The organism is Dactylosporangium vinaceum (assembly GCF_019904175.1).
In the GTDB taxonomy this organism is placed as follows: domain Bacteria; phylum Actinomycetota; class Actinomycetes; order Mycobacteriales; family Micromonosporaceae; genus Dactylosporangium; species Dactylosporangium vinaceum.
Window position 1 is genome coordinate 8,474,992 of record NZ_CP061913.1, and the last position, 25,090, is coordinate 8,500,081.

21 protein-coding genes are annotated in these 25,090 nt (G+C 72.0%); 5 read left to right on the top strand and 16 right to left on the bottom strand.

The features are described 5' to 3' along the window. The first annotated feature begins 247 nt into the window (after positions 1 to 247). Positions 248 to 1,810: a cellulose binding domain-containing protein gene (locus tag Dvina_RS37970; protein WP_380030701.1), complete on the top strand. Its 1,563-nt coding sequence runs from the start codon at positions 248 to 250 to the stop codon at positions 1,808 to 1,810. Positions 1,811 to 2,004: 194 nt separating this feature from the next. Here Dvina_RS37970 and Dvina_RS37975 read toward each other — a convergent pair whose 3' ends face one another. Then, positions 2,005 to 2,817: a GAF and ANTAR domain-containing protein gene (locus Dvina_RS37975; protein WP_223094447.1), complete on the bottom strand. Its 813-nt coding sequence runs from the start codon at positions 2,815 to 2,817 to the stop codon at positions 2,005 to 2,007. Between the two features lie 65 nt (positions 2,818 to 2,882). Next, positions 2,883 to 3,590 carry an ANTAR domain-containing protein gene (locus Dvina_RS37980; protein WP_223094449.1) on the bottom strand — a complete coding sequence of 236 codons (708 nt, stop codon included), beginning with the start codon at positions 3,588 to 3,590 and terminating at the stop codon, positions 2,883 to 2,885. An 836-nt stretch (positions 3,591 to 4,426) separates the two neighbouring features. Between Dvina_RS37980 and Dvina_RS37985 the strand changes: the two genes are divergently transcribed. Further along, a complete protein-coding gene (locus Dvina_RS37985) occupies positions 4,427 to 4,663 on the top strand; it encodes a hypothetical protein (RefSeq protein WP_223094451.1) in 237 nt (78 codons plus the stop codon). A 175-nt stretch (positions 4,664 to 4,838) separates the two neighbouring features. Here the strand turns inward: Dvina_RS37985 and Dvina_RS37990 are convergent, their stop codons facing one another. The 4 genes from Dvina_RS37990 to Dvina_RS38005 all read right to left on the bottom strand — a co-directional run bounded on the left by Dvina_RS37990 (position 4,839) and on the right by Dvina_RS38005 (position 9,973). Then, on the bottom strand, positions 4,839 to 7,637 hold the full coding sequence (locus Dvina_RS37990) for a cation-translocating P-type ATPase (protein WP_223094453.1): 2,799 nt from the start codon (positions 7,635 to 7,637) through the stop codon (positions 4,839 to 4,841). A 62-nt stretch (positions 7,638 to 7,699) separates the two neighbouring features. After that, positions 7,700 to 8,173, bottom strand: coding sequence for a universal stress protein (locus Dvina_RS37995; protein WP_223094455.1), 474 nt, complete (start codon positions 8,171 to 8,173; stop codon positions 7,700 to 7,702). A gap of 113 nt (positions 8,174 to 8,286) precedes the next feature. After that, positions 8,287 to 9,201: an IS5 family transposase gene (locus tag Dvina_RS38000; RefSeq protein WP_223094457.1), complete on the bottom strand. Its 915-nt coding sequence runs from the start codon at positions 9,199 to 9,201 to the stop codon at positions 8,287 to 8,289. A 112-nt stretch (positions 9,202 to 9,313) separates the two neighbouring features. Then, positions 9,314 to 9,973 (bottom strand): DoxX family protein, encoded by a 660-nt coding sequence (locus Dvina_RS38005; protein ID WP_223105940.1) that lies wholly within the window; start codon positions 9,971 to 9,973, stop codon positions 9,314 to 9,316. A gap of 658 nt (positions 9,974 to 10,631) precedes the next feature. Here Dvina_RS38005 and Dvina_RS38010 point away from each other — a divergent pair. The 3 genes from Dvina_RS38010 (at position 10,632) to Dvina_RS38020 (ending at position 12,401) form a co-directional block, all read left to right on the top strand. After that, positions 10,632 to 11,165, top strand: a complete 534-nt coding sequence (locus tag Dvina_RS38010) for a DUF4232 domain-containing protein (RefSeq protein WP_223094459.1) — start codon at positions 10,632 to 10,634, stop codon at positions 11,163 to 11,165. 68 nt (positions 11,166 to 11,233) lie between these two features. After that, on the top strand, positions 11,234 to 11,653 hold the full coding sequence (locus tag Dvina_RS38015) for an RNA polymerase sigma factor (protein WP_246656637.1): 420 nt from the start codon (positions 11,234 to 11,236) through the stop codon (positions 11,651 to 11,653). Further along, complete coding sequence (locus Dvina_RS38020; protein ID WP_223094461.1) at positions 11,646 to 12,401, top strand: DUF4232 domain-containing protein; 756 nt, start codon at positions 11,646 to 11,648, stop codon at positions 12,399 to 12,401. The genes Dvina_RS38015 and Dvina_RS38020 overlap by 8 nt, the downstream gene beginning before the upstream one ends. Before the next feature lie 39 nt (positions 12,402 to 12,440). On the opposite strand, the gene Dvina_RS38025 is transcribed toward Dvina_RS38020, so the two are convergent. From Dvina_RS38025 to Dvina_RS38070, 10 genes are all read right to left on the bottom strand, one after another. Continuing rightward, on the bottom strand, positions 12,441 to 14,081 hold the full coding sequence (locus Dvina_RS38025; protein ID WP_223094463.1) for an alpha-amylase family protein: 1,641 nt from the start codon (positions 14,079 to 14,081) through the stop codon (positions 12,441 to 12,443). Between the two features lie 72 nt (positions 14,082 to 14,153). After that, positions 14,154 to 16,790: an ATP-dependent chaperone ClpB gene (gene clpB / locus Dvina_RS38030; protein ID WP_223094465.1), complete on the bottom strand. Its 2,637-nt coding sequence runs from the start codon at positions 16,788 to 16,790 to the stop codon at positions 14,154 to 14,156. Next, the gene (locus tag Dvina_RS38035; RefSeq protein ID WP_246655588.1) at positions 16,781 to 17,071 is read right to left on the bottom strand and encodes a chaperone modulator CbpM; all 291 of its coding nucleotides are present in this window, start codon (positions 17,069 to 17,071) and stop codon (positions 16,781 to 16,783) included. The genes clpB and Dvina_RS38035 overlap by 10 nt, the downstream gene beginning before the upstream one ends. Beyond that, positions 17,068 to 18,039: a DnaJ C-terminal domain-containing protein gene (locus tag Dvina_RS55395; RefSeq protein WP_223094467.1), complete on the bottom strand. Its 972-nt coding sequence runs from the start codon at positions 18,037 to 18,039 to the stop codon at positions 17,068 to 17,070. Before Dvina_RS55395 ends, Dvina_RS38035 begins: the two co-directional genes overlap by 4 nt. Then, entirely contained in the window at positions 18,029 to 18,604 is a 576-nt protein-coding gene (locus Dvina_RS38045) for a nucleotide exchange factor GrpE (protein WP_223094469.1), read from the bottom strand. Before Dvina_RS38045 ends, Dvina_RS55395 begins: the two co-directional genes overlap by 11 nt. Before the next feature lie 3 nt (positions 18,605 to 18,607). Beyond that, positions 18,608 to 20,503 carry a molecular chaperone DnaK gene (gene dnaK, locus Dvina_RS38050; RefSeq protein WP_223094471.1) on the bottom strand — a complete coding sequence of 632 codons (1,896 nt, stop codon included), beginning with the start codon at positions 20,501 to 20,503 and terminating at the stop codon, positions 18,608 to 18,610. Positions 20,504 to 20,553: 50 nt separating this feature from the next. Continuing rightward, complete coding sequence (locus Dvina_RS38055; protein WP_223094473.1) at positions 20,554 to 21,264, bottom strand: Hsp20/alpha crystallin family protein; 711 nt, start codon at positions 21,262 to 21,264, stop codon at positions 20,554 to 20,556. 234 nt (positions 21,265 to 21,498) lie between these two features. Then, positions 21,499 to 23,205 carry an FAD-dependent oxidoreductase gene (locus tag Dvina_RS38060; protein WP_223094475.1) on the bottom strand — a complete coding sequence of 569 codons (1,707 nt, stop codon included), beginning with the start codon at positions 23,203 to 23,205 and terminating at the stop codon, positions 21,499 to 21,501. Between the two features lie 135 nt (positions 23,206 to 23,340). Further along, positions 23,341 to 24,510 (bottom strand): zinc-dependent alcohol dehydrogenase, encoded by a 1,170-nt coding sequence (locus tag Dvina_RS38065; RefSeq protein WP_223094477.1) that lies wholly within the window; start codon positions 24,508 to 24,510, stop codon positions 23,341 to 23,343. Next, on the bottom strand, positions 24,507 to 24,944 hold the full coding sequence (locus Dvina_RS38070; RefSeq protein ID WP_223094479.1) for a hypothetical protein: 438 nt from the start codon (positions 24,942 to 24,944) through the stop codon (positions 24,507 to 24,509). The genes Dvina_RS38065 and Dvina_RS38070 overlap by 4 nt, the downstream gene beginning before the upstream one ends. Between the last annotated feature and the right edge of the window lie 146 nt (positions 24,945 to 25,090).

Genomic DNA, 25,090 nt, shown 5'->3' on the forward strand with positions numbered 1-25,090 from the left:
GCTCGCGCAGGTCATGGCCGCTGGTACCGGCGGCTCGGCGACGCTCGCAGGCCGCATCGGCGCTGTCGGCGCCCGGGTGGCCGGCCGTTGCCGGCCAGATCCCCGGTCCGGGCCGCGGAGGGGCGTCGTCTCACGTCGAGGAGTCCGCATGGTTGTTATGGGTACCCCTGAATCGGGCGGCGCGGAGCCGTCGGCCCGGTCCGATACGCGTCGCCGCGTCCCGCGGCGGCGCCGGTCGGTCGCGGAAGTGATCGCGGTGCTGCTGCTGGTCGCGGTCGGGGGCTGGTGGGTCGGTGCGCGCACGGCCGGGCCGGCGTACGCGCTGGGCAACGGTCTGGCACTCACCCCGCCGATGGGGTGGAACGACTGGAACTCCTACGGTTGCAGCGTCTCCGACTCGCTCATCAGGCAGACGGCGGACAAGTTCGTGTCCTCGGGGCTGGCCGCGGCCGGATACCAGTACGTCAACATCGACGACTGCTGGATGCAGCACAGCCGTGACTCGTCCGGCAACCTGCAGCCGGACTTCGCCAAGTTCCCCAGCGGCATCTCGGGCGTCGCCGCGTACGTGCACTCGAAGGGCCTGAAACTCGGCATCTACGAGGACGCCGGCACCGCCACCTGCGCGGGCTACCCGGGCAGCCTGGGGCACGAGGCGCAGGACGCGCGGCTGTTCGCGTCCTGGGGCGTCGACTACCTCAAGTACGACAACTGCAACAACGCCGGGCAGACCAGCCAGCAGCAGTACATCGCCCGCTACACGGCGATGCGCGACGCGCTGGCGGCGACCGGGCGGCCGATCGTGTTCAGCATCTGCGAGTGGGGCTCCAGTTCCCCGTGGACGTGGGGCGCCAACGTGGGCAACCTGTGGCGCACGACCGGCGACATCAGCGCGTCGTTCTCCAGCATGCTGTCCATCTACCGGCGCAACGTGACGCTCGCCCAGTACGCCGGCCCCGGCGCGTGGAACGACCCGGACATGCTCGAGGTCGGGCGCGGGATGTCCACCGAGGAGGACCGCACCGAGTTCAGCCTGTGGGCGGAGATGGCCGCGCCGCTGCTGGCCGGCAACAACCTGGTCACCGCGAGCGCCACCACGCTGTCCATCCTGGGCAACAAGGCCGTGATCGCGGTCGACCAGGACCCGCTGGGCAAGCAGGGCCGGGAGGTCAGCTCCTCCGGCGGCCTGCACGTGCTGACCAAGCCCCTGTCCAACGGGGACGCCTCGGTGGTGCTGTTCAACGAGAACTCCGGGGCCGCGACGATCAGCACCACCGCGGCCGCGGTCGGCAAGACCGGCTCCGCGACCTACACCCTCAACGACCTGTGGACCGGGGCCGTCAGCAGCACCACCGGGACGATCAGCGCGAGCGTCCCGGGGCACGGGGTGGTCATGTACCGGATATCGGGCGGCAGCAGCAGCCCGTCGCCGTCGCCGAGCGGCTCCGCGTCGCCCAGCCCGTCACCGTCGTCGTCCGGTTCCGGCGTGCCTGTCGCGTGCCGCGTGTCGGATGTGATCAGCAAGTGGGACACCGGGCTGACCGCGAACATCACGATCACCAACAGCGGCAGCGCGACGCTCAGCGGCTGGTCGCTGGTCTTCACCCTCCCCGGTGGACAGACGATCAGCAACGGGTGGAACGCGACATACAGCCCGTCGAGCGGACAGGTGACGGCGACGAACGTCAGCTACAACGGCACGCTGCCCCCGGGCGGCTCCACGACCATCGGCTTCCAGGCCACGCACACCGGCAACGCGGCCGCCCCGACCGCCTTCGCCCTCAACGGCGCGCCCTGCGCCGTCTCGTGAGCGACACCACGCCCCTTCGGCAGCACCCGGCACCCACCGCCGACGTGTAGGCAGAACGGCCGGGAAGAGACGCACCGCCGGTCAGCCCGTCCCAGGCCGGGACGGGCTGACCGCGCACGGCTTCGCGACCCGGTGACCGACCGGGAGCGCAAACATGGCGATTGCCGGTAGCTGCCGGTAGATCGGTCCGAGCATCACGAGGACGCGCCGGGTCGCGGGCCGGCGGGTGCGGCGGGCGGGGCCGGCCGCGATGCGCGATGCCGGCCGGCTTGCCCGGGGTGCGCGGATGCCTGGCCGGCGTGTGGGTCGAGTGGTGATTCGGTGCCGTTGATGACGGCTTGGGCGGTGTCGGCGAGGCGGCGGTTGCGGTTGCGGGCGCTGCCGCGCAGGATGTCGAACGCGTCAGGCAGGCTGACGTGCAGGCGTTCGGCGATCAGGCCTTTGGCCTGTTCGATCAGGACGCGGCTGTTGAGCGCGGTCTGCAGCTGTTCGGTGAGCACGTCACGGTGGTGGATGGCCCGTTGCTGCAGCAGCCCGACGGTGGCGATGTCGGCCAGGGCCTGCCCGATACGCAGCTTCTCAGCGTCGAGTGGTCCGGGTGCGACGGTGAAAAGGTTCAGCGCGCCGAGGACGTCGTGGCGCAGCCGCATGGGCAGGGCGTGCACGGCGGCGAAGCCGACCTCGGCGGCGGCGGCGGTGAACCGGGGCCACTGCCCTGCGGTGGGCAGGTCCACGACGGACACCGGCGTGGCGGTGCGGAAACAGTCAAGGCACGGGCCCTGGTCGGTCTGCAGCTGGAACAGCTCCAGCAGGCGGGTGCGTTCCGAGGACGCGGCCACCACCTGCAGGGTGCCCTGCCCGTCGGTGAGCAGCAGCCCGGCGGCGTCGACGTCGAGCAGTTGCACACACCGCACGGTCAGGGTGTGCAGAAACTCGAGCAGGTCGAAGTCGTCGACGAGCGTGTCGGCCATTTCCACGAACGCGTCGGCTAGCAGGGGCTGGACCATCTCATGACACCTTCGTTATCTCATCGGACGACGGTTGGTGGGGTGCGGATCGTGCACGGCGGCGCTCAGGCGTCCCCCGCGCCGGCCACAGTCTCCGCGTCGGGGTGGAACCGCAGCCGCCGGGCCACGACGCTGGCGGCCACGTCGCGCAACCGCTGGTCGTTGGCGTAGGCGTAGGCGCGCAGCCGGATCAACGCCACCGTGGCGCTGACCCCGGCCTGCGCGATGATCATGCCGGTGGCCTGGTGGACCTCCGGGTGCTGCAGCGCGGCTCCCTCAGGCCGGCGATCGGCGGTCCAGGCCGTCGCGGCGTCCAGCAGCAGCGCGCACGCGGTGTCGGCCAGCAGCAACGTGTCGGCCAGCTGGTCGGGCTCCAGCGCCCCGGCGTCGGCCCGGTAGAGATCCATGACGCCCACATGGACCCCGCCGACCTGCAGGGGCAGCGCGAACGCGGCATGCACCCCGGCGTCGAGGGCGGCCGGCGCGAACACCGGCCAGCGCGCCTGCCAGGCGTCGTCGCCCAGGTCACCGGCGAGCGCGGGACCGTCGGCCAGGCCGTCCACGCCAGGCCCTTCACCAAGCGTGGTGGTCAGCTCCTCCATGTCCCGGGCGACCAGGTCGCTGGTGTACAAGGTCTCGCGGGGCGACGCGGCGAGGACCACAGTGATCGCGGCGGCATCCACACCACTGGCCGTAATACTCACCGCCCCCACATGCTCAACCGTCGCGGCACCACCGCGGGCCTGCTCAGCCACGAGCGTCCACAGACGCATCCGACGATCAGGGGTCACCGGGGCCCCCCGACGCCGGCCGCCGGGCGGGCCCGGTCGGGGTGACCGGGTGGCATGAGCCGGCCGGCATGCACCTGGCGTATCACGATGTGGAGTTCTGCTGCGCGGGCATCGGCAGGAACCCAGCAAGCGATCGCTGCTGCGGGACCTGCGGACAGCGTGACGGCGGATGTCGTCACAGCCAATGCGGTCATGGATCCACGCCCCAAACGGGGGGACACGCCGGGCATCTCGGCAGGGTGGACATCGCTGCTGAAACGCCGGACATCACTGGTCATCAACCGCAAGGGTCTGGGCGGTGGCGTGGGACACGGATTTCGACAGAGTCAGCCTGCGCAATCCGATACCTGCTTTCACGCTACGCCAATCACGCACCGGCGCACAGGTCCAGACGACCCGGACACCACACCGTCTGAAGGTAATGTTCTCGTCGGCCCCCCTGCTCACCGTGTCCATCTCGCCGGCCCCACTGCCGGACCGGCGCCGTCGAGCGTAGGGTGGAGCTACCGCTCTGGTCCCCGGTGGCCGTCCGATGCGCGCCCATGCATTCCACACCGCAGCTGCCGTGCCCGGATGCCGTCCCCGCCGCCGCCACACCCTGACGTTCCGCCGCGGCACACGCCGCCGACGGCGAGACCGGCCACGTCCGCGGTCTCAACATCGACGAAACCATGCAGCGCGACGTCACCAGGCAACACGTCGAGAAGCTGCCACCCATTCACCGATCGCGCAGCGCATCGCCGCATTCGAACGCATGACACAAGGTCTGTCGGTGCAGTCCGGGGAAAGCCCCGCGCGCGCCTCGGTCGGGAGTTGACATGATCATATTGGTACTGATCGCGGTGGTAGCCTTCACCAGCTGGGTCGTCCGCATGCACGCGCCCGGCGCCTTCCGCCCAGCACCGGCGTCCGACGCCCAGCCCCGCCATCAGAACCCGGCCCGCTGCTGCGCCCTGTCGGACGACGAGCCCACCGGCAGCCATGCCGAGCCTCTGGCCTGGACCGCACTGGACGACCACCAACTCAACCGGCTCCTCAAAGACTCGTCGCCCTGAACCGCACCCGGTGCCGAGCCGGGGCGAAACGTTCGTCAGCATCGCCCATCGTCACGAGTCGGCGCCGGCCGGATCGTCGCTGTCATCGTCCGGATCTGTGCGGCTCGGCGCCGTCACCACGAGCCCAGGCCGCCGGACATTGATGGTCCGGCTCGCGAGAGATCCACGGCGCAGGTCACGTTCCCCGGACAGCGACGTGGTGACGGTTGCGCCGCAGCCAGCGGATCACCTCGTCGGCGCCCCAGACGATGATCGGGAACGGGGCGATGACCGCCAGCTGGGCAGCGCTGAGAGCGGCGGTGCCGAAAATGTCCTGCAATGGTGGGGCGTAGATGACCGCGGCGGTGAAGACCAGCTCGAATGCGATCCCCCAGAGCAGGAACCGGTTGGTGAGCAGGCCGACTGTGAACAGCGACGCGCGGTCCGTCCGGGCGGCGAACGCGGTGCCGATCTGGCAGGCGACGATGCCGGCGAACGTGATCGTGGTGGCCTGCAGGTAGGCGTGGTGCAACGCAGTACCGACGCCTGTGGGATCGCCGGGGTGCCAGCCGGCCCGCCACAGCGTGAACAGGTAGCCGCCCATGACCAGGAGCGCGGAGACCCCGCCGAGCAGGAGCCAGGCGCGGATCAGCAGAGCCCGGTCGATGACTCCCGCGGTACGGGGGCGGGGTGCCCGGTCCATCAACCCGGGTTCGGCCGGTTCGCGGCCCAGCGCAAGGGCGGGCAGGGTCTCGGTGCCGAGGTCGATGGCGAGGATCTGCAGCACGGTGAGCGGCAAGGGAATCGCACCGCCGGACACGGCGAAGATCAGAAACGGTACGACCTCGGGGACGGCGTGGGCGAAGATGTAGAGCACGAACTTGCGGACGTTGGCGAAGACCCGGCGGCCGGCGTCGACGGCGGTGACGATGGTGGCGAAGTTGTCGTCGGTGAGGACCATGGTGGCGGCTTCGCGGGCGACGTCGGTGCCGGAGCGGCCCATGGCCACGCCGATGTCCGCGTGGCGCAGCGCGGGGGCGTCGTTGACGCCGTCGCCCGTCATCGCCACGGTTTCGCCCTGGGCGCGCAGCGCCTCGCAAATGCGCAGCTTCGCCTCCGGTGAGACCCGGGCGAAGATGATTTCATCGTTGCCGGTGAGGATCGTGTCGAGGGTGGCGTCGGTGAGCCGGTCGAGCTCGTCGCCGGCGATGATGCGCCGGCCGTCGTGGCCGATGCCGACCTGCCGCGCGATCTCCCCGGCAGTGGGGCCGTAGTCGCCGGTGATGACATGGATACGGATTCCGGCCCGGTGCGCGTCGGTGACGGCCGCGGCGACGCCGTCGCGAGGCGGGTCGACCATCGCGACCAGTCCGAGCAGGGTGAGCCCTGACTCAGCCTGCTGCCGATCGGCCGGGGCCCCTCGGGCGGGCTCCAGGGTTCGGGTCGCCACAGCGAGCACCCGCAGACCCCGGGCGGCGTAACGGTCGAGGGTCCGCTGCAGTTCGCCGCGGAAGGTGTCGTCGAGCAGCTGCGGTCCCTGCGGGTCCAGCACCTGCGTGCAGCAGGGCAGGACGGTCTCCAGGGCGCCTTTCGTACACACGACCAGCGCTCCGGCCTGATCGGTCACGGTCGACATCCGTTTGAGATGCGTGTCGAAGTGGAAGACCGCCCGCACGGCCGCGTCGCGGGCCGCGGGTGTGACAGCGACCTTGAGCTCGTCGGCGAGACGCAGCAGCGCGAGTTCTGTGGGGTCACCGGACCCGGCCGGTTGCGTGCTGCTCTGAGCCTGTGCGGTGGTACAGGCCGCCGCGGCGGCGGCGAGCCCCCGGGCACGGGCGTCGTCGACCGTGGTAGTGGTGTCGTACTCCGCGCCGGGCAGCCACAGTTGGGTGACCCGCATCCGGTTCTCGGTGAGGGTGCCGGTCTTGTCGGTGCAGATCACCGTCGTAGAGCCGAGGGTCTCCACTGCCGAGAGCCGTTTCACCACCGCGCCGCGGCCGGCGAGTTCTCGCACTCCCGCGGCGAGGGCGAGGGTGATGGTGGGCAGCAGCCCCTCGGGGACATTGGCCACGATCAGGCCGATGGAGAAGCTGATCGCCGCGGCCCAGCCCAGTCCGGCCCACACCCCGACCGGCAGGAACAGCACCCCGACGACGACCGCCACGAGGGCGATGATCCAGGTCGCGCGACGGACCTGCCGCTCCAGCGGGCTGCGCTGCGCGGGTCCCCGCTGCGACAGGGCGGCGATGCGCCCCAGTTCGGTGTGCATGCCGGTGCGGGTCACCACGGTGCTCGCTTCACCGCCGGTGCAGGTGGTGCCGCTGAACACCAGATCGCCGGCTTCCAGCAGCGACGTGGCCCCGTCCGCCGGCTCGGCCGACCTCGTCACCGGCAGCGACTCTCCGGTCAGTGCGGACAGGTCCAGCGTCAGTGTGCCGTCGATGACGCGGGCGTCGGCGCAGACCCGGTCGCCCTCCGCGACCACCAGCACGTCCCCGGGGACCAGGTCCCGGGCGGCGACCTCGGACCGGACGCCGTCGCGGATCACTCGGGCCCTTGGGGGCAGGAACGCCGCGAGGGCCTCCACCGCCCGTTCGGCCTGCATCTCCTGCACGAATGCGAAGCCGGCGTTGAGCAGGATGACCGCGACGACCGCGACCGCGAGGGCGGGGGTCCCACCGAACCAGGCCAGGACCGCCGCCAGCGCGAGCAGGACGGCGAGGGGTTGGGTGAACTGACCGAGCAGTTCCTGCGGCCAGCGCCGGGCAGCGCGGCGGGTGAGTGTGTTCGGGCCGTAGACAACCTGACGCCGGGCGGCCTCCCGGGTCGACAACCCCGACCGGGACGTCCGTAGGTCCCGGAACAGGTCGACGAGCGGGCGACGCTCGTCGACCGTCTCCGCGGTGTCGGTGTCGGTGTCGGTGTCGGTGTCGGAGCGGTCCGCGCTGCGCGACGGCGCGGTGACGGCCTCGATGCGGGGGGGGGAAAGGACCATTCGGTGCTCCTCCTGGACTGCCGGTCAGCACCGCCGTCCGGGCCGGCCCGGCTGCGGCGTACCTACTCGGACGGTTCGGCGTGCTGCGGGACGACCAGGACGGGGCACGGTGCGTGCTGCACGCAGTGCTGGCTCACCGAGCCGAGCAAAATTCCGGCGAACGTGCCGTGTCCGCGGCTGCCGAGGACCAGCATGTCCGCGCCGGCGGCCGCGTCCAGCAGGACCTGCGCGGGGTGTCCCCGCGTCACGCGGGTACGGACCTGCACGGGTTGCTCCTGCCGGTCGGTGACCTCCGCGACCGTTTCGGCAAGGACCTTGTCGGTGATGGTGGCGATGCTGTCGCCCTCGTAGCTGATGGGTACGCCGCCGAAGGAGTAGCCGACCAGCGCGGGGTCCTGCCAGGCGCTGACGGCCTCGACCGCCGCGCCGATCAGCCGGGCCTGGGTGAGTGCCCAGCGCAGTGCCGACTTGGAGTGCGCGGAGCCGTCGACCCCGACGACGATGCGCCGGTCCTGCGGTTCGTGGTGCTCGTTCATGGCGACCTTCTCCAGGTTGATGTGGCCGCCCCGGTCGGGTCCGATCGCCCAGGCGCCGGACCCGACGGAGCCGCCCGAGAGGTACGGACGACCCGGTCTGCGGGCCGATGTGGCTAGCCCGTGTTTCGTAAGGCGCGGAGCCATTGGCTGATGGCGGCGATGACGACTGTGGCTTCGAAGCGTACGGCGAGCTTGTCGTAACGGGTGGCCATGGCGCGGTGCTGTTTGAGCTGGTTGATGCCACACTCCACAGCGTGACGCAGCCGGTAGACGATCGGGTCAAAGGCGGGCGGACGCCCGCCTTTAGACCCTTTGGCCTTGCGATGCGCATCCTGGTCAGCCTTACTCGGGATGCACACCCTGATACCGCGCCGGCGCGCGTACCCACGATTGCCCTTGCTCGTGTACGCCTTGTCCGCCAAGACCAGATCCGGCCTGCTCCTTGACCGGCCACCACCAGCCCGCCGCACCGCGATCCGTTCCAGGACCGCAACGAACTGCGGACTGTCACCCCGCTGACCAGCCGTGATGACCACCGCCAAGGTCTTACGGCCCTGCTCAGACGCCAGATGCGTCTTCGTGGTGAACCCGCCACGCGAACGCCCGAGCCCATGATCCGCCGGTTCGTCCTGCACCCCGCCCGGCGGCTCCTGCTGCAGGTGCCCATCCCGGCGGGCGCCCGCCGCATGCTGGTGCGCCCGGCTCACCGTGGAGTCGACACTCACCGTCCACTCGATGCTCCCAGCCGCGTCACCCACGGCCTGCAACGCCGCCAGCACCTCAGTCCAGGTCCCGTCGCGCTGCCAGCGTCGAAACCACCGATACAACGTCTGCCACGGCGCATACACCGGCAGCACATCCCGCCACGGCACCCCTGTCCGGACCCGCCACCGGATCCCATCCACCACATCTCTGCTGGCCCATCTCCGCGGACGCCCACGACCGCACGACACAGGCAGCAACGGCTCCAACACCGCCCACTGCGCGTCGGTCAGGTCATGGCGCCTCGCTGCCGCTACGCTCGGCACGAGGTCTCCGGTCTGGTATTCGGTTTTGCTTGGTCGCTAAACCACCTACCGGAGACCTCCTCAGTTATCGATCACCGCCACACCGCAACATCAACCCGTTACGAAACACGGGCTAGCGCAGCCAGGGGGTGCGGCGCACCAGCGGCAGGGCGGTCCAGGCGCGGCCCAGCCCGAGGGTGTTGCCGGCGCCGAGCAGGGTCAGGACGATCAGGATCGCGGCGTAGACGAGATGCTCGTCCATGAAGGGGTTGCTGGACGGCGGAAGCACGGCGGTCCACATCATGACGGTCAGCAGGGCGCCGCCGGCGGCGGCGAGCCGCATTCCGACGCCGAGCAGCAACGCCACGCCGATGGCCAGGAGTGCGCCCAGGAACAGCAGGTCGGCACCGGCGGTCCCGGCGATGGCGTGGTAGAAGCCGCTGAACGGGCCCTTGGCCGCGCCCAGGAATCCGTTGGTCGGGCTGCCACCGTTCATCCAGGCCCGCGCCGACGGGGTGGCGAACCCGAGCCCGAAAACCTTGTCCAGGAACGCCCAGAAGAAGATCCAGCCCAGCGCCAGCCGGATTCCGGCGAGCACATACCGGGCGGCGGTCGCCGAGCGGACGCTCTCATGGGCCGTCGAACCGGAGGTCCGGCGATCACCGGTGGTCCGGATGGCGCCGCCGGGCATGGCGGGCCGCTGGCCGACGACCTCCCGTTGCCCGGTGGGCGGGTCGACGGTGCCGGTGGCGTTGCGGGATGCGGTGCTGTGATCGTTGGCGATGTTGACCATCGCGCTCACGTTTCCTTCGCATTGCTTGTGGATCGCGTCCCGCAGCGCGAGCGCTTGCGGGCAGAACATCGGGATCGCCTCGACGCGACAGGAGCGCACCGAGCAAGGACTGGGATGCGCGAGACCGAGATGCCGGCGTCCCGGAAGGGAACCGCCAGCGCTCGACGGCCACCAGGGACCGGAGCGACACCATTGTCCTACGCCTCATCGCCGCGGAAAGCGTCGCGGCTCGGGGCCGGGTCTGCTCAGGTGGACGGGCGTAGGATCGGAGCCAGCCGAGTCTCCTCGTGGGCACCGGACAGCGCCCGCGCCGCGCAGTTGACCCACGCGGCCGGCCAGTGCGGTCCGCACCCGACGGCCGGGACCATCAGGCCGTCCAGGAGCTCCGGCAAGAACCCGGATACCAGATGCGTCTGCCGCTCCACCTTCGTCATTGCGCGCGCCCCAGTTCGTCTCTGATCGACGCCAGACCCGAATCGTCGGGCCGGAGGCGTTCTGCTGGAACCGCCACCGCGCCGACCGCGGTGACGAACGGCGACGGGGCCGGTGCTCACTCCGCCGGTTGCTCGATTTTGTGTCGGCTTGCCGATAGAGCGGTCGCGGAACCGTCCGGGTACGCCGGGCGTGATCGCTGCATACACCGATGTGAGGAGTGCTGATGATCAGAGTTGCTGGGCTTGTGGCGGTGCTGCTGCTGGGCGGGTGCGCGGCGACGGTACAGACGGCGTCGGCTTCGTCTTCGGCTCTGCCGTCGGCCTCGCCCCTGCCGTCGTCGGCGGCCTGCCGGCGGACCAGCGGGCTCACGGTCACGCTCGGCCGGGGGGAGGCCGGGGCCACGCACCGCAGCGTGCGGCTGGTCTTCACCAACACCGGGACCGCGCCGTGCCGGACCAAGGGCTATCCCGGCGTCGATGCCCTCGATGCGGGCGGCGCCCGGGCCGGGCGGGCCGAGCGCACGCTCGGCGGCTACCTGGGCGGACCGCGCGTGGTGCAGCCGGTCACCATTCCGGCCGGCGGCCGGGTATCCGCGCTGGTGGAGGGCTCGGCGGCGCCCGCGGACGGCTCGTCGTGCACCGGATACGCCAAACTGCTCGTCACGGCGCCCGACGACACCGAGTCCACGACGCTGCCCTGGGACACCGACACCTGCGCCGACCTGCAGGTGCACCCGGTGGAGGCGGGTGGCGCCTGAGCGGGCCGGCCGACTTCGACGACTTCTACGCCGGCACCTACCGCCGCGTGGTCGGGCAGCTGTATGCGATGGTCGGCAACCTGAGCGAGGTGGAGGACGCCGTCCAGGAGGCGTACACGCGGGCCTGGCAGCGCTGGGGCCGGCTGCGCGCGTACGCCGACCCGGAGGCGTGGGTCCGCACTGTCGCATACCGGGTGGCCGTGAGCAGCTGGCGCAAGGCCGTCAACCGCGTCACCGCACACCGCCGGCACGGTCCCCCGGCGGACGCGCCGGAGCTGGACCCGGGCCTGCTCAACCTGGCCGCAGCGCTGCGCAAGGTGCCACCCGACCAGCGGCGGTTGCTGGTGCTGCACTATGTCGTCGGGTTGAGCGTCGAGGCCATCGCCCAGGAGACGGGCACCCCGACCGGCACCGTCAAGTCGCGGCTGTCCCGCGGCCGGGCTGCGCTGCGCGCCGAACTGCAGGAGGAGGCGGAGCACGATGTCTGAGCGGGACCTCCAGCGGCTCACCGACGCGGCCGCCCGGGCCGCGGCACCACCACCGGTCGCGGCGATCCGCCGCCGGGCCCGCCGCCGGCGCGCGGCACGGGTCACGGCGGCCGGCGGCGGGGTGGTCGCGGCGGTGATCGCCGTGACACTCGCCGTGTTGCCGCAGGCCCCGACCCCTCAGCCGCCGCCGCTGGCCAGCTGGTCGGTGGCTCCCCCGGTCGTCGCACCGACCTCGCCGCCGGCCGCCGGGTCGCCCTCCGCCACGGGCTCGGCCCGCGCGACGCGCTCGCCCGCGGACACGGGCTCGCCGCCCACCTCGAGCCCGCCGCCGGCGGACTCCAGCGTGCCCTGCCGTACGGCGACCGGTCTGCGGGTCACGACGAGCCCGCACGGCGGCGGCTCCACCCACCGCGGCCTGACGCTCGTGTTCACCAACGCCGGAGTTCGCCCGTGCCGGATGACCGGCTACCCGGGCGTGGCCGCGCTTGACGGGTCCGGAGCCCAGATCGCCCAGGCCAAGCGAACCCCGCGTGGCTATCTGGGCGGTGCGGGCGAGGTCCGGACCATCACCATCCCGGCCAACGGCAAGGCCGAGGCGACCGCGGAGGCGCTGGCCTTCAACCCGGACGGCGGCGCGTGCACGGCGTTCGCCGCCCTGCTGGTGACCCCACCCGACGACACCGCCCCGACCCGGGTGCCGTGGGACACCGACGCCTGCGCGGATCTCGAGGTCCACCCGGTCGCCTGACGGCGCCTCCCTCGCTGCACCGCGGAGGGCGGGGAGGCGTCACCCGCGACTGCGGCGCAGCCGAATCCAGCGGTACCCGTACCCGTCGACCTCCAGCTCCGTCAGGTCGCGCAGCGGGTACTCCCGGTCGCTGAACACCTCCACCGGCAGCTCGTCCTCGTCGGTCTGCAGCCGCAGGCACACCTTCGCCGGCCGCTCGCCGAGGTTGTGCACGAACATGATCGAGCCGCTGGACGCCTGCGCGCGGTGCACCATGATGCACGGCGTGCCCACCGGCACGACGACGTGCTCACCGGTCCCGATCTCCTCGCACTCGCGCAGCGTGTGCAGCATCCGCTCGAACCACAGCAGCAGCGAGTCGGCCTCGCGACCCTGGTCCGTCGCATTGACCCGCTCGTACCCGAAGGGCCCGGCCTGCACGACGGGCCGGATGAGCGCGTCCGGCGCGGCGGTGGAGAACCCGGCGTTGGGCGTGGCCGACCACTGCATCGGGGTGCGGATCGCCTCACGCTCGGGCAGGCTGAGGTCCTCGCCCATGCCGAGCTCGTCGCCGTAGCGCAGCACCGGCGTGCCGGGCATCGTGAACTGCAGGCTGTAGGCCATCCGCAGCCACCGCTCGTCGCCGAGCATCGGCGCGAGCCGGCGCCGGATGCCGCGCTCGTAGAGCCGGTGGCGGCGGTCCGGGCCGAACGCGGTGAAGACGTCGGCCCGCTCCTCGTCGGTGAGGCCGGACAGGTCGACCTCGTCGTGATTGCGCAGGAACGTGGCCGACTGCCCGTGGCGGGGCAGGGACGACAGCTTGCGCAACGCCGCTATCACCGGCTGCGGGTCGTGCCGGGCCAGGGCGAGCATGAGTGCCTGGTTGAGCCGGAACGCGAACAGCATCTGCAGGCGGTTCGCGGCGCCGTCGGCGTCGCCGAAGAACAGCCGCTGCTCCTCGTTGGGCACGTTCGCCTCGGCCAGGAACACCGCGTCGCCGCGCTGCCAGGACACCTGCTCGCGCAGCTCGGTGAGGAACCCGTAGTCGCGGTCGCCGGGATCGACGCCCGGCGCGGTGCGTTCGATGACGAACGGCGCCGCGTCGACCCGGAAGCCGCTCACCCCGAGCCGCTCCCAGAACGCGACGATCTTGCAGATCTCGTTCTGGACCTCGCGGTTGCGGATGTTCAGGTCGGGCTCGAAGTCGTAGAAGCGGTGGTGGTACCACGCGCTGGCCTGATCGCAGTACGTCCACGTCTCCCGCTGCACGCCCGGGAACACCATGCCCTCGCTGCGGTCCGGCGGCTCCTGCTCCGACCACACGTACCAGTCGCGGAACGGTGAGCGCGGGTCGGATCGCGCGGAGACGAACCACGGGTGCTCGTCGCTCGTGTGGTTCACCACCAGGTCCAGCATCACGCGCAGGCCCCGCTCGTCGGCGACGTTCATGAACTGCGCGAAGTCGCCGAGGCTGCCCAGCGCGGATTCGACGTCGTAGTGGTCGGTGACGTCGTAGCCGCCGTCACGGCCCGGGCTGGGGTGGATCGGCCCGAGCCACAGGGCGGTCGCCCCGAGCCGGCTCAGGTAGTCCATCCGGCTGACCAGGCCCTGCAGGTCGCCGATGCCGTCGCCGTTGGAGTCCTGGAAGGTTCGCACGTCGAGGCTGTAGATGACGGCGTTGCGATACCAGCGCTCAACCACGGTGCCCACCTCCCGATCTGCCGTACGGCGACGCGGACACAGCGTCGTCACCGCCCGGCGCGAGCCGGGCGGTCAGGTGGTCGCCGAGGCCGTCGCCCGCTCGTCGGTCCAGTCGATGTCGATGCCCTCGGGCCCGCGGTCGACGGTGATGGTCGCGCCGTCGAGGACGTCGCCGGCCAGCAGGGTGCGGGCGATGCGGGTCTCGACCTCGCGCTGCAGGAAGCGGCGCAGCGGGCGGGCGCCGAACACCGGATCGAACCCGGCCTCGGCGATGAAGCGCCGGGCCGCCTCGGTGACCCGGACGGTGATCCGCCGGTCGGCGAGGCGGCGGCGCAGGTCGTCGAGCAGCAGGTCGACCACCCGCTCGATCTCCGGCAGGGTCAGGGGCTTGAAGAGCACCGTCTCGTCGATGCGGTTGAGGAACTCCGGGCGGAAGTACTCGCGCAGCGCCGTCATGACCGCCGCGCGGGCCTCGTCGGTGAGCCGCCCGTCCGGGGTGACACCCGCCAGGAGGTGCTGCGATCCGAGGTTGCTCGTCATGATGACCACCGTGTTGCGGAAGTCGACGGTGCGCCCCTGCGCGTCGGTGAGCCGCCCGTCGTCGAGCAGCTGCAGCAGGGTGTTGAACACGTCGGGATGGGCCTTCTCGATCTCGTCGAGCAGGACTACCGAGTAGGGCTTGCGGCGCACCGCCTCGGTCAGCTGTCCGCCCTCCTCGTAGCCGACGTAGCCGGGCGGCGCCCCGACGAGCCGGGACACGGTGTGCCGTTCCTGGTACTCGCTCATGTCGAGCCGCACCATGTTGTCCTCGGTGTCGAACAGCGCTGCGGCAAGGGTCTTGGCCAGCTCCGTCTTGCCGACGCCGGTGGGGCCCAGGAACAGGAACGAGCCGATCGGGCGGCGCGGGTCCTTGATACCGGAGCGGGCGTCGATGACAGCGTCGGCAACGACCTGGACGGCCTCGTCCTGGCCTACGACCCGCTCGTGCAGGATGTCCTCCAGGCGCAGCAGCTTGTCCCGCTCGCCCTCCAGCAGCCGGGAGACGGGGATGCCGGTCCAGCGGGCCACGATCCCCGCGATCTCGTCGGGCGTGACGACCTCACGCAGCAGCCGGTGCCCGCCCTGCTTGGCGGTGAGCCGCTCCTCCTCGGCGTGCAGCCGCCGCTCCAGCTCCGGCAGCCGGCCCAGCCGCAGCTCCGCGGCCCGGTCCAGGTCGTAGCTGCGCTCGGCCGCCTCGGCCTCCCGCCGCACCCGCTCAGCCTCCTCACGCAGCGCCTGCACCTTGCGGATCGCCTGGCGTTCGGCGTTCCACTGGGCGCGCATCGCGTCGACCTCGCCGCGCAGGTCGGCGATCTCCCGCCGGATCTGGTCAAGCCGGGCGGTGCTCGCCGGATCGTCCTCCTTCGACAGCGCGGCCTCCTCCATCTCCAGCCGCAGCAGGCGCCGGGCCGCCTCGTCGAGCTCGGCCGGCTGCGAGTCGATCTCGGTTCGCAGCATCGCGCAGGCCTCGTCGACGAGGTCGATCGCCTTGTCCGGCAGGAATCGGTCGGCGATGTACCGGTGGGACAGCTGGACGGCGGCGATGAGCGCGCCGTCCTGGATGCGCACGCCGTGGAACACCTCGAGGCGCTCCCGCAGCCCGCGCAGGATGGTGACCGCGTCGTCCGGGCCGGGCTCCGGCACCAGGATGGGCTGGACCCGGCGTTCGAACGCGGCGTCCTTCTCGATGTGCCGGCGGTACTCGTCGAGGGTGGTCGCCCCGATCATGCGCAGCTCGCCCCGGGCGAGCATCGGCTTGAGCATGTTCCCGGCGTCCATCGACCCCTCGGCCGCGCCGGCGCCCAGCACGGTGTGCAGCTCGTCGACGAACAGCAGGATCCGGCCCTGCGCGGCGGTCACCTCGGCGAGCACGGCCTTGAGCCGCTCCTCGAACTCGCCGCGGTACTTCGCCCCGGCCACCAGGGAGCCCATGTCCAGCGCGAAGATCGTCTTGTCGCGCAGGCCCTCCGGAACGTCGTTGTCGACGATCCGCTGCGCGAGCCCCTCGACGATCGCGGTCTTGCCGACCCCCGGATCGCCGATGAGGACCGGGTTGTTCTTCGTCTTGCGCGACACGATCTGCACGACGCGGCGGATCTCCTCGTCGCGGCCGATGACCGGGTCGAGCCGGCCGGCGCGGGCGTCGGCGACGAGGTCCCGGCCGTACTTCGAGAGCGCCTCGTAGGCGGCCTCCGGGTTCGCGGAGGTGACCCGCTGCGCCCCCCGCACCTCGGTGAGCTGGTTGAGCAGCCGCTCCCGGGTGACGCCGAGGTCGTGCAGTGCCCGGCCCGCGTCGGTGGAGACGCCCTCGTCGACGAGCGCCAGGAGCAGGTGCTCGACGGAGACGTACTCGTCCTTGAGCCGGGCGGCCTCGCGTTCGGCGGCGTCGAGGGCAGCGGCGAGCCGGCGGGTGACTGTCACCTGGCCGGCCTGGGCTCCGGGCCCTGTCACACTCGGGCGGCGCCGCAGGTCACGTTCGACGCGGTCGCGCAGCTGTTCGATGTCGACGCCCAGGCCGGTGAGCAGCCGCACCGCGACACCGTCCGGATCGTCAAGCAGGCCGACGAGGAGGTGCTCGCCGTCGGCGTCGGGGTGGCCGTGCCGCCTGGCTGCCGCCTGGGCGGCCTGCAGCGCCTGTTGGGACTTCTCGGTGAGCCGGTTCAGGTCCATGGCCGCCTCCGGAGTTGCGCCTCGAGTTCGTCGATGCGGGCGAGCAGGTCGAGCACGATGCCGACGGCCGCGTAGTTGAGCGGCAGTCCGGCGTGCAGCCGGCGGACGCGGGCGACCTGGACGAGCTGGGTGCGAGCGAAGCAGCGGTCGCCGCGCTCGTCGATGTGCGGCTCCAGCAGGCCGAGCGCGACCAGCCGGGCGATCAGGTCCGGGTGCAGCCCGGCGGCGGCCGCGAACGCGTCCGCGGACAGGTAGGGGCGGCGCATCAGGGCGTACGTCATCGGTCACCTCGCGGGTTGTACGACGACACCGTCGCCAGTTCCTCGAACAGTCGCCGTTCGGCGTCGCTCGGCTTCGGCGGCACCATGATCCTGACTTCGGCGTAGAGGTCGCCGGGCGTGCCGCGCGGGTTCGGCAGGCCCCGGCCGCGCAGCCGCAGCCGCCGCCCCGACGAGGTGCCCGGCGGGATGTCGACCCGCAGGGTGCCGCCGGGCGTCTCGATCGGCACCGTGGCGCCGAGCTCGGCCTCCCACGGCGTCACCGGGGTTTCGACGTTGATGTCACGCCCGCTGAGCTTGTACCGGGGGTGCGGCGCGATGTGCACCACCAGGTACAGGTCGCCGGCCGGTCCGCCGCGGGCGCCGCCGGAGCCCTGGCCCGCGAGCCGGATCCGCTGCCCCTCGGTGACCCCGGGCGGGATGGTGACCTCGTACTCGCGGGTGCGGCCGCCGGGGCCGCCGGGCAGCGTGACGCGGCGGCGGCCGCCGTGGTAGGCGTCCTCGACGCTGATGGTGATCTCGGCCTCGGTGTCGGCGCCGGGCACCGGCCCCCGTCCGAAACGGTCGCCGCCCCGGCCCTGTCCCCCGCCGAAGATGCTGCCGAGCAGGTCCTCGAGGTCGACCTCCTCCCCGAGGCCGCCGCGGCCGCCGCGACCGCCGAAGCCGGCGCCCTGGCCGGGAGGCCCGGCTCCGGCCGACGCGCGCTGCCGCGCCCCGGCGCGCTCATCGATGTCGTCGGGTACCTGCCGCCATCGCGAGCCGAACCGGTCGTACTTGCGGCGGCTTTTCGGGTCCGACAGCACGTCGTAGGCCTCGGTGACGTCCTTGAACCGGTCCTCGGCCCCGGGCTCCTTGTTGACGTCCGGATGGTTGCGCCGAGCCAGCGTGCGGTATGCGCGCTGGATCTCCTCCGGCGTCGCGGTCCGTGCGACGCCGAGGATCTCGTAGAAGTCGCGCCGGTCAGCCGCCATCGGATTCCCGATCCGGGTCGGGCCCGTCGGAGCGCTCCTCAGGGCGGCCGGCGCGGGCCACGGCCACGACGGCCGGGCGCAGCAGGAGCGTGTCACCGCCGTAGCCCGGACGGATCACCCGCACGACAGTGCCGGGTGGGACGCTCGGCTCCTCGACCGCCTCGGCCGCCTCGTGCCGGGTCGGGTCGAACGGCTCACCTATCGCACCGACCGGGCCGAAGCCCAGGCGGGCCAGGACGTCTGTCGCCTGGTCGCGGACCTGGGCCACGCCCTGCACGATCGCCTCGGGATCGGCGCCGGCGTGGTGCAGCGCGAGGTCGAGGCTGTCCAGCACGGGCAGCCACGCCGCGGCGACCCGCTGCCGCTCCGCGGCCACCCGCTCGGCCGTCGTCCGCTCGGCCCGCTTGCGGGCGTTGTCGGCGTCGGCGATCGCCCGCTGGGCCCGGTCCCGCACCTCGGCGAGCGCGGGGTCCTCCGGCCCCGCCGCCGCGGTCCCGGGCCCGTCCGCCTGTCGCGCCGGGTCATCGGTGGCGGCGCGGGGCCCGTCGCCGTTGCGCTCGGCCATGGCTCACCCTCCGCTGAAGTCGGCGTCGATGACCTCGTCGTCCGCCGCTGATCCGGCGGGCCGCCCGGCCTCCTCGCCTGCCTCCTGCCCCTGACCGGCTCGCTGCTGGGCCGCGGACTGCAGGGCGAACAGGATCTGCCGGAGCTCGTTGGTGAGGTGCTGCACCCGGTCCGGCGGTGCCTGCTCGTCGACGGCCTGCCGGGCTTCCTGCACGAGCATCTCGGCCCGGGCCCGCTCATGTTCGGGGACCTGCTCGCCGAGTTCGCCGAGGCGGCGTTGCACCTGGTGCGCGACGCTGTCGAGCTCGTTGCGGGCGCCGATCTCCTGACGCACCTGCTGGTCCGCGGCGCGGTGCTGCTCGGCTTCGCGCACCATCCGCTCGACCTCGCCCTTGTCCAGCGTGCCGCTCTCAGTGACGGTGATCGTCTGCTCGGCGCCGGTGTCCTGGTCCTTGGCAGACACGTTGAGGATGCCGTTGGCGTCGATGTCGTAGGTGACCTCGATCTGCGGTTCGCCGCGCGGCGCGGGGCGAATGTTCTCCAGCCGCATCCGCCCCAGGACCCGGTTGTCGGCGGCGCGCTCCCGCTCGCCCTGCAGCACCACCACGTCCACGGCCGGCTGGTTGTCATCCGCGGTGGAGAACGTCTCGGTGCGGCGGGTCGGGATCGTGGTGTTGCGCTCGATGACCTTCGTCATCAGCCCGCCGAGCGTCTCCACGCCGAGCGACAGCGGGGTGACGTCGAGCAGCACGACGTCACGGACGTCGCCCTTGAGCACGCCGGCCTGGATCGCCGCGCCCAACGCGACGACCTCGTCCGGGTTCACCGTCATGTTGGGGTCCTTGCCGCCGGTGAGCCGGCGCACGAGGTCCTGCACGGCCGGCATCCGGGTCGCGCCGCCGACGAGGATCACCTCGTCGAGGTCGTCGGCCTCGACGCCGGCGTCGCGCATCGCCTGGCGCACCGGGCCGTTGGTGCGCTCCAGCAGGTCGTGGGTGAGCTCTTCGAACGTCGCGCGGGTCACCGTCGCCGTGAGGTGCTTCGGGCCGGCCGCGTCGGCGGTGATGAACGGCAGGTTCACCTGGGTCTGCGCCACCGACGACAGCTCGATCTTGGCCCGCTCGGCGGCCTCGGTGAGCCGCTGCAGCGCCTGCGGGTCCTGGCGCAGGTCGATGCCCTGCTCCTTGCGGAACTCGTCGGCGAGGTAATCGACGAGCCGATGGTCGAAGTTGTCGCCGCCCAGGTGCGTGTCACCGGACGTGGAGCGGACCTCGACGACGCCGTCACCGACGTCGAGGATGCTCACGTCGAACGTGCCGCCGCCCAGGTCGAACACGAGCACCGTCTCGTGACCCTGCTTGTCCAGGCCGTAAGCGAGGGCGGCCGCGGTGGGCTCGTTGATGATCCGCAGCACCTCGAGGCCCGCGATCCGGCCGGCGTCCTTCGTGGCCTGGCGCTGGGCGTCGTTGAAGTACGCCGGAACGGTGATGACCGCCTCGGTGACCTTCTCGCCGAGGTACTTCGCGGCGTCGTCGGCGAGCTTGCGCAGGATCTGCGCGGAGACCTCCTCCGGCGAGATCCGCTTGCCTCGCACGTCGAACCGGACCATCCCGTCGGGCCCGGGCACGACGTCGTACGTGACGGTCTTGGCCTCTTCGGTGATCTCGTCGAACTTCCGGCCGATGAAGCGCTTCGCGGAGTACACGGTGCCCTTGGGGTTGAGCACCGACTGCCGCCTGGCCAGCTGGCCGACAAGCCGCTCACCCGTGTCGGTGTAGGCCACCACCGACGGTGTGGTCCGGCTGCCCTCCGCGTTCGGTATGACTGTCGGCTGGCCGCCCTCGAACGCGGCGATCACCGAATTGGTCGTGCCCAGATCGATCCCTACGGCCCTGGCCATGACCAGCTCCCTTCCTCAATACCGCTGACGTCCGCACCGCCACCCTCCGGTCAGCTCCGCTGGCCCGGGTTCGGCCCGCCTCGCGGCTGGCCGCCGGACTGCGGCGAGCCGGACTGCGGCGAGCCGGACTGCGGCGAGCCGGACTGCGGCGAGCCGGACTGCCGGCCCGTGCTCTGCGCCGCCTGCTGCTGATCCGGGGCGGGCCGGCCGGACTGCCTCTCGCCCTGCGCCGCCTGCTGCCGATCCTGGGCGCCTCGGCCGGGCTGCCTGTCGTCCTGCGCCTGGATCTCGATCCGGCGCGGCTGCGCGTCCCTGGCCTTGGGCACCGTGACCGTGAGCACGCCGTTGCGGTAGGCGGCCTGCACCCGGTCGCTGTCGATGTCACCGGGCAGGTCGATCATGTACTCGAACTCGCCGGTCTGGCGTCCCTGACGACGCACGACGCCGCCGCGGCCACGCTCCTCGAAGGCGCCGGAGATCCGCAGCTCCTCGCCGCGCATCTCGAGGGTGATGTCATCCGGGTTCACGTTGGGCAGATCGACGTCGACGACGTAGGCGTCCTCGGTCTCCTCCACGTCGACCGGCGGCGACCAACCGGCCGGCCCACCGATCCCGGCCTCACCACTGATGAGCGACTGGATGAGCTGACCGAACCTGCTGTTGAGCTCGTCCACCTCGCGGCGCGGGTCCCAGCGGTACACCGGCGCTCCGGCCGCCGAGCCGCCGCGGCGCTGCCGGGAGGAGAAGGGTGCGAGTGTCATCGTCGGTTCCTTTCGGAGTACGAATTGCGCCTTTCCCCAAGCATCGTGCGGGCCGGGGCAGTGCACTTCCCTACACCCGGATGACCGCCGGCCCGGCCCCTTCGGTGGTGCCGATGTCAGTGCCGGCGCGTGGGCGCCGAAGCCGGCCGGCTTGAGCGTTCGGCGTCCGCGGCGGCTTCGGCGACGATCGCACCGCGCGTCCGCCGGGCCGGCCCCGGCCGCAGGGCTCCGCGGCTACGTGCCGTCGCCGACGGCACGGCCGGTGGTCTGCAGATACGTCCAGACCAGTTGCACTGCCGCGACACCTTCGGCCGCCGCCGAGGTGAGCCGCTTGATCGACCCGCTGCGCACGTCGCCGGCGGCGAACACCCCGGGCAGGCTGGTCTGCAGTAACGGCCGTCCCGGCTGACCCGACTCGTCGGCGTCCGGGCCCGTGAGGATGAAGCCGTCCTCGTCGGTGGCGACCTTGCCGGCGAGCCAGCCGGTGCACGGCTGCGCACCGATGAAGACGAACAGCGCACGGGCCGGGAGTGCATGGCGCCGCCCGGTGCCCCTGTCCTGGATCACGACCGTTTCGAGGCGCTCCCCGCCCAGCAGTTCGCGCACCTCGGTGCCGGTGTGCGTCTCGATGTTCGGCGTCACGGCGATCCGGTCGACCAGGTAACGCGACATGGTCTCCGCGAGGTCGCGGCGGGCCAGCAGGTGCACGACAGGCGTGTACCTCGCCAGGAACAGCGCTGCCTCGCCGGCCGGGTTGCCGCCGCCCACGACCGCGACCGGTTCGTCGCGGCAGCACAGTGCCTCCGACCGGGTCGCCGCGTAGTAGACGCTGCTCGCCTCGAACGTGCTGAAGCCCGCAGCGTCGAGCTTGTGGTACCGGGCGCCGGTGGCGATCAGGACGGCCCGGGCCGTCACCTCGCCGCCGTCGTGGAGCTCGACGACGTAGTTGCCTTCCCGTTCCCGCAGCCCGCACGCGCGAGCCGGCATGTTGAAGGTGGCACCGAGTTGACAGGCCTGCACGACCGCCCGCGCGGTCAGCTCCCCGCCGGAGATCCCGGCCGGGAAGCCCGGATAGTCCTCCATCCGCGAGGATCGCCCGGCCTGGCCGCCGCAGGCGAACTCGTCGAGGGTGACCGTCACCAGCCCCTCCGAGGCGCCGTAGACGGCGGCGGCGAGGCCGGCCGCGCCCGCCCCGACGACGGCCAGGTCGCACACCGCGACGCCGGACGCGGGTGCGGGCGCGGGTGCGGGTCCGGGTGCGGGTCCGGGTGCGGGTCCGGGTGCGGGTAGGCCCACCGCCCGGGCGATCTCCGCGTCGCTCGGGTTGTGCAGCACCTGCCCCGCCGGGCCGATCACCACCGGCGTCTGCTCGGGCCGGACGTGCAGGCCGCACAGGAGCGCCTCGGCATCCGGATCCCGCTCCAGATCGACCCACTGGCACGCGATGTGGTTGCAGGCGACGAAGTCGCGCAGCCGCCGGCTGTCGAGCGAGAACCGGGATCCGATGAGCCGCAGGCCGCCGACCCGGCCCATGAGCAGCACACGGCGGCTCAGGTACGCCTTCAGGATCAGGTCGCCCAGGGCCGGGTTCCGCTCGACAACGGACTTGAGACGGTCCACGGGCACCCTGAGCACCTCGCCGGGCTCACGCACCCGCAAGGTACGAGCGGCCGCCTGGCCGGTGATCAGGCTCAACTCTCCCAGGAACCGGGTGGGTCCGTGGACGGCGACGGAGCGTTCGTCGTCGCCGGACCCGTCGACCTCGGACACCGTGCCGGCGAGCACCGCGATGAAGTCGTAGTGCTCCTCGCCGGCGTGGACGAGTACCTCACCCGCCCGGGTCCGGTGCCGCCGGCCTTCCGCGGACAGCGCCGCGACCTGGGTGTCATCCAGGCTCGGATAACCGCCGACGCGGTCAGGTGTCTCGACCAGCATGTTCATGTCCACCACCCGATAGCAGCTCGGCAAGCCACCCGCAGCGTTGCCCGCAACCGTCGCCGCGTGCCGTGTCGTCGGCACGACAATCGTCGACTCATGGCGAGCGGGGCCGGATCACCCGCTCCGGGTGAGCGGCCGTCACGGCACGAAGACGGTCCGGACGCAGCCGTCCTCCTTGCGCTTGAAGATGTCGTACCCGGTCTGGCCCTGCTCCAGCGGCATGGTGTGGGTCGCCAGGTGCTCGGTCGTGAGCTCGTCCTTCGCCATGCGGTCCAGGAGCATGGGGATGTACCGCTGACCGTGCATCTGCGCCCCCCGCACCGTCAGTCCCTTGTTCATCAGCGCACCGAGCGGAAACTTGTCCACGAACCCGGCGAACACGCCGAGCACGAAGACGCTGCCGCCCTTGCGGCAGTTGTAGATCGCCGAGCGCACGGCGGCCGGGCGGTCGGTCTCGAGTCGCAGCTGCTGCTTCGTCTTGTCGTACACATGCTGCGGGCCGGGCGTGTGCGCCTCCATGCCGACCGCCTCGATGCACACGTCCGGGCCGCGGCCGCCGGTGCGCTCGAGCAGTTCGGCTCCCACGTCGACGGCCGTGTAGTCGAGCGTCTCGGCGCCGATGTGCCGGCGGGCCATGTCGAGGCGGTAGTCGAACCGGTCGATGACGATGACTTCCGCCGCGCCCAGCAGCATCGAGGCGCGGGCGGCCATCTGGCCGACGGCACCGGCTCCCCAGACCGCCACGACGTCGCCGGGGCGCACACCGCCGAGGTCCGCGCCCATCCAGCCGGTCGCGGCCGAGTCGGACGCGAACAGGGCCCGCTCGTCACTTACCGCCTCGGGCACGGCGAACGCCCCGACGTCGGCGAACGGCACCCGGATGTACTCGGCATGGCTGCCGGCGTTGCCGCCCATCGCGTGGGAGTACCCGAAGCACCCGCCCGGCGCCGCACCCCACAGCGACTCGGTGATGTCCGGGTTGGTATTGCCGTTGTCGCACAGCGAGTACTCCTCGCGGCGGCAGTACCAGCACTGCCCGCACGCGATGAACGACGACACGACCACCCGGTCGCCGACGCTGTGCCTGCGCACGCCCGGCCCGACCTCGACGACCTCACCGAGGAACTCGTGGCCGAGGACGTCGCCCTGACGCATGAACGGGATGTACCCGCCCAGCAGGTGCAGATCCGAGCCGCACGTCACCGTCCGGCCGACCTTCAGGATCACGTCGCCGCTGTTGCGGATCTGCGGGTCCGGCACCGTCTCGACGCCTACCTTGTTCACGCCCTGCCACACCAACGCCCTCACAACCGGCCCTCCTCACGTCCGTGCTTCGTCGCGTACGCCAGCGGCGCGGAGCGCAGCGTCGGCCTGGTGGTCGCCGGTGCGTCCGGCTTGAGCACCTCACCGACCTCGACAATCGACCGCGCCTCGCGCAGCGCCGCTCGCAGCCGCCGCACGCGCTCGGGATCGGCGGCGGCCGCGACCCGGGCCGCCAGCTCCGTACCCCGATCCCCCGGCGCCGGCTGGACGCGGACCTCCACCGGGAAGCCGAGATCGGCCAGCGGCGGTGGCAGCGGATCGAGCTGATCGGGCGAGCAGTTGATGGTGACGCTGTGCCAGCGGTCGGGCCCGGTGGTCCGGCGCCGCCTGGCGACCGCGGCGCTGCCCGCGATCGCACCGGCTCCCACAGCGGCCAGGGCGACGGCGGCCGGGAGCGGCCGGACTTGGAGTCTACGCATGCGACGCAGCTACCCGGCATCCGTGCGACGACACGTCACGGACCCCGGCCTTTTGCCCGCTCCTGCTCCGGCGGCGGCTGCGCCGGACGCCCGTGGGAATCCGTCCTGCCCGAAGGCGTTTCCTCGTCCTCACTCGCGGCAGGTCA

Bases quoted from the DNA above. Each gene is read 5' to 3' on its own strand.
- Dvina_RS38015 (WP_246656637.1), top strand. From the start codon at position 11,234: ATGGTCGGCAACCTGAGCGAGGTGGAGGACGCCGTCCAGGAGGCGTAC.
- Dvina_RS55395 (WP_223094467.1), bottom strand. From the start codon at position 18,039: ATGGCGGCTGACCGGCGCGACTTCTACGAGATCCTCGGCGTCGCACGG.
- Dvina_RS38005 (WP_223105940.1), bottom strand. From the start codon at position 9,973: ATGGTCAACATCGCCAACGATCACAGCACCGCATCCCGCAACGCCACC.
- Dvina_RS38020 (WP_223094461.1), top strand. From the start codon at position 11,646: ATGTCTGAGCGGGACCTCCAGCGGCTCACCGACGCGGCCGCCCGGGCC.
- Dvina_RS38045 (WP_223094469.1), bottom strand. From the start codon at position 18,604: ATGGCCGAGCGCAACGGCGACGGGCCCCGCGCCGCCACCGATGACCCG.
- Dvina_RS37990 (WP_223094453.1), bottom strand. From the start codon at position 7,637: ATGGTCCTTTCCCCCCCCCGCATCGAGGCCGTCACCGCGCCGTCGCGC.
- Dvina_RS38035 (WP_246655588.1), bottom strand. From the start codon at position 17,071: ATGACGTACGCCCTGATGCGCCGCCCCTACCTGTCCGCGGACGCGTTC.
- Dvina_RS38070 (WP_223094479.1), bottom strand. From the start codon at position 24,944: ATGCGTAGACTCCAAGTCCGGCCGCTCCCGGCCGCCGTCGCCCTGGCC.
- dnaK (WP_223094471.1), bottom strand. From the start codon at position 20,503: ATGGCCAGGGCCGTAGGGATCGATCTGGGCACGACCAATTCGGTGATC.
- Dvina_RS38055 (WP_223094473.1), bottom strand. From the start codon at position 21,264: ATGACACTCGCACCCTTCTCCTCCCGGCAGCGCCGCGGCGGCTCGGCG.
- Dvina_RS38060 (WP_223094475.1), bottom strand. From the start codon at position 23,205: ATGAACATGCTGGTCGAGACACCTGACCGCGTCGGCGGTTATCCGAGC.
- Dvina_RS37995 (WP_223094455.1), bottom strand. From the start codon at position 8,173: ATGAACGAGCACCACGAACCGCAGGACCGGCGCATCGTCGTCGGGGTC.
- Dvina_RS38010 (WP_223094459.1), top strand. From the start codon at position 10,632: ATGATCAGAGTTGCTGGGCTTGTGGCGGTGCTGCTGCTGGGCGGGTGC.
- Dvina_RS37985 (WP_223094451.1), top strand. From the start codon at position 4,427: ATGATCATATTGGTACTGATCGCGGTGGTAGCCTTCACCAGCTGGGTC.
- Dvina_RS37980 (WP_223094449.1), bottom strand. From the start codon at position 3,590: ATGCGTCTGTGGACGCTCGTGGCTGAGCAGGCCCGCGGTGGTGCCGCG.
- clpB (WP_223094465.1), bottom strand. From the start codon at position 16,790: ATGGACCTGAACCGGCTCACCGAGAAGTCCCAACAGGCGCTGCAGGCC.
- Dvina_RS37975 (WP_223094447.1), bottom strand. From the start codon at position 2,817: ATGGTCCAGCCCCTGCTAGCCGACGCGTTCGTGGAAATGGCCGACACG.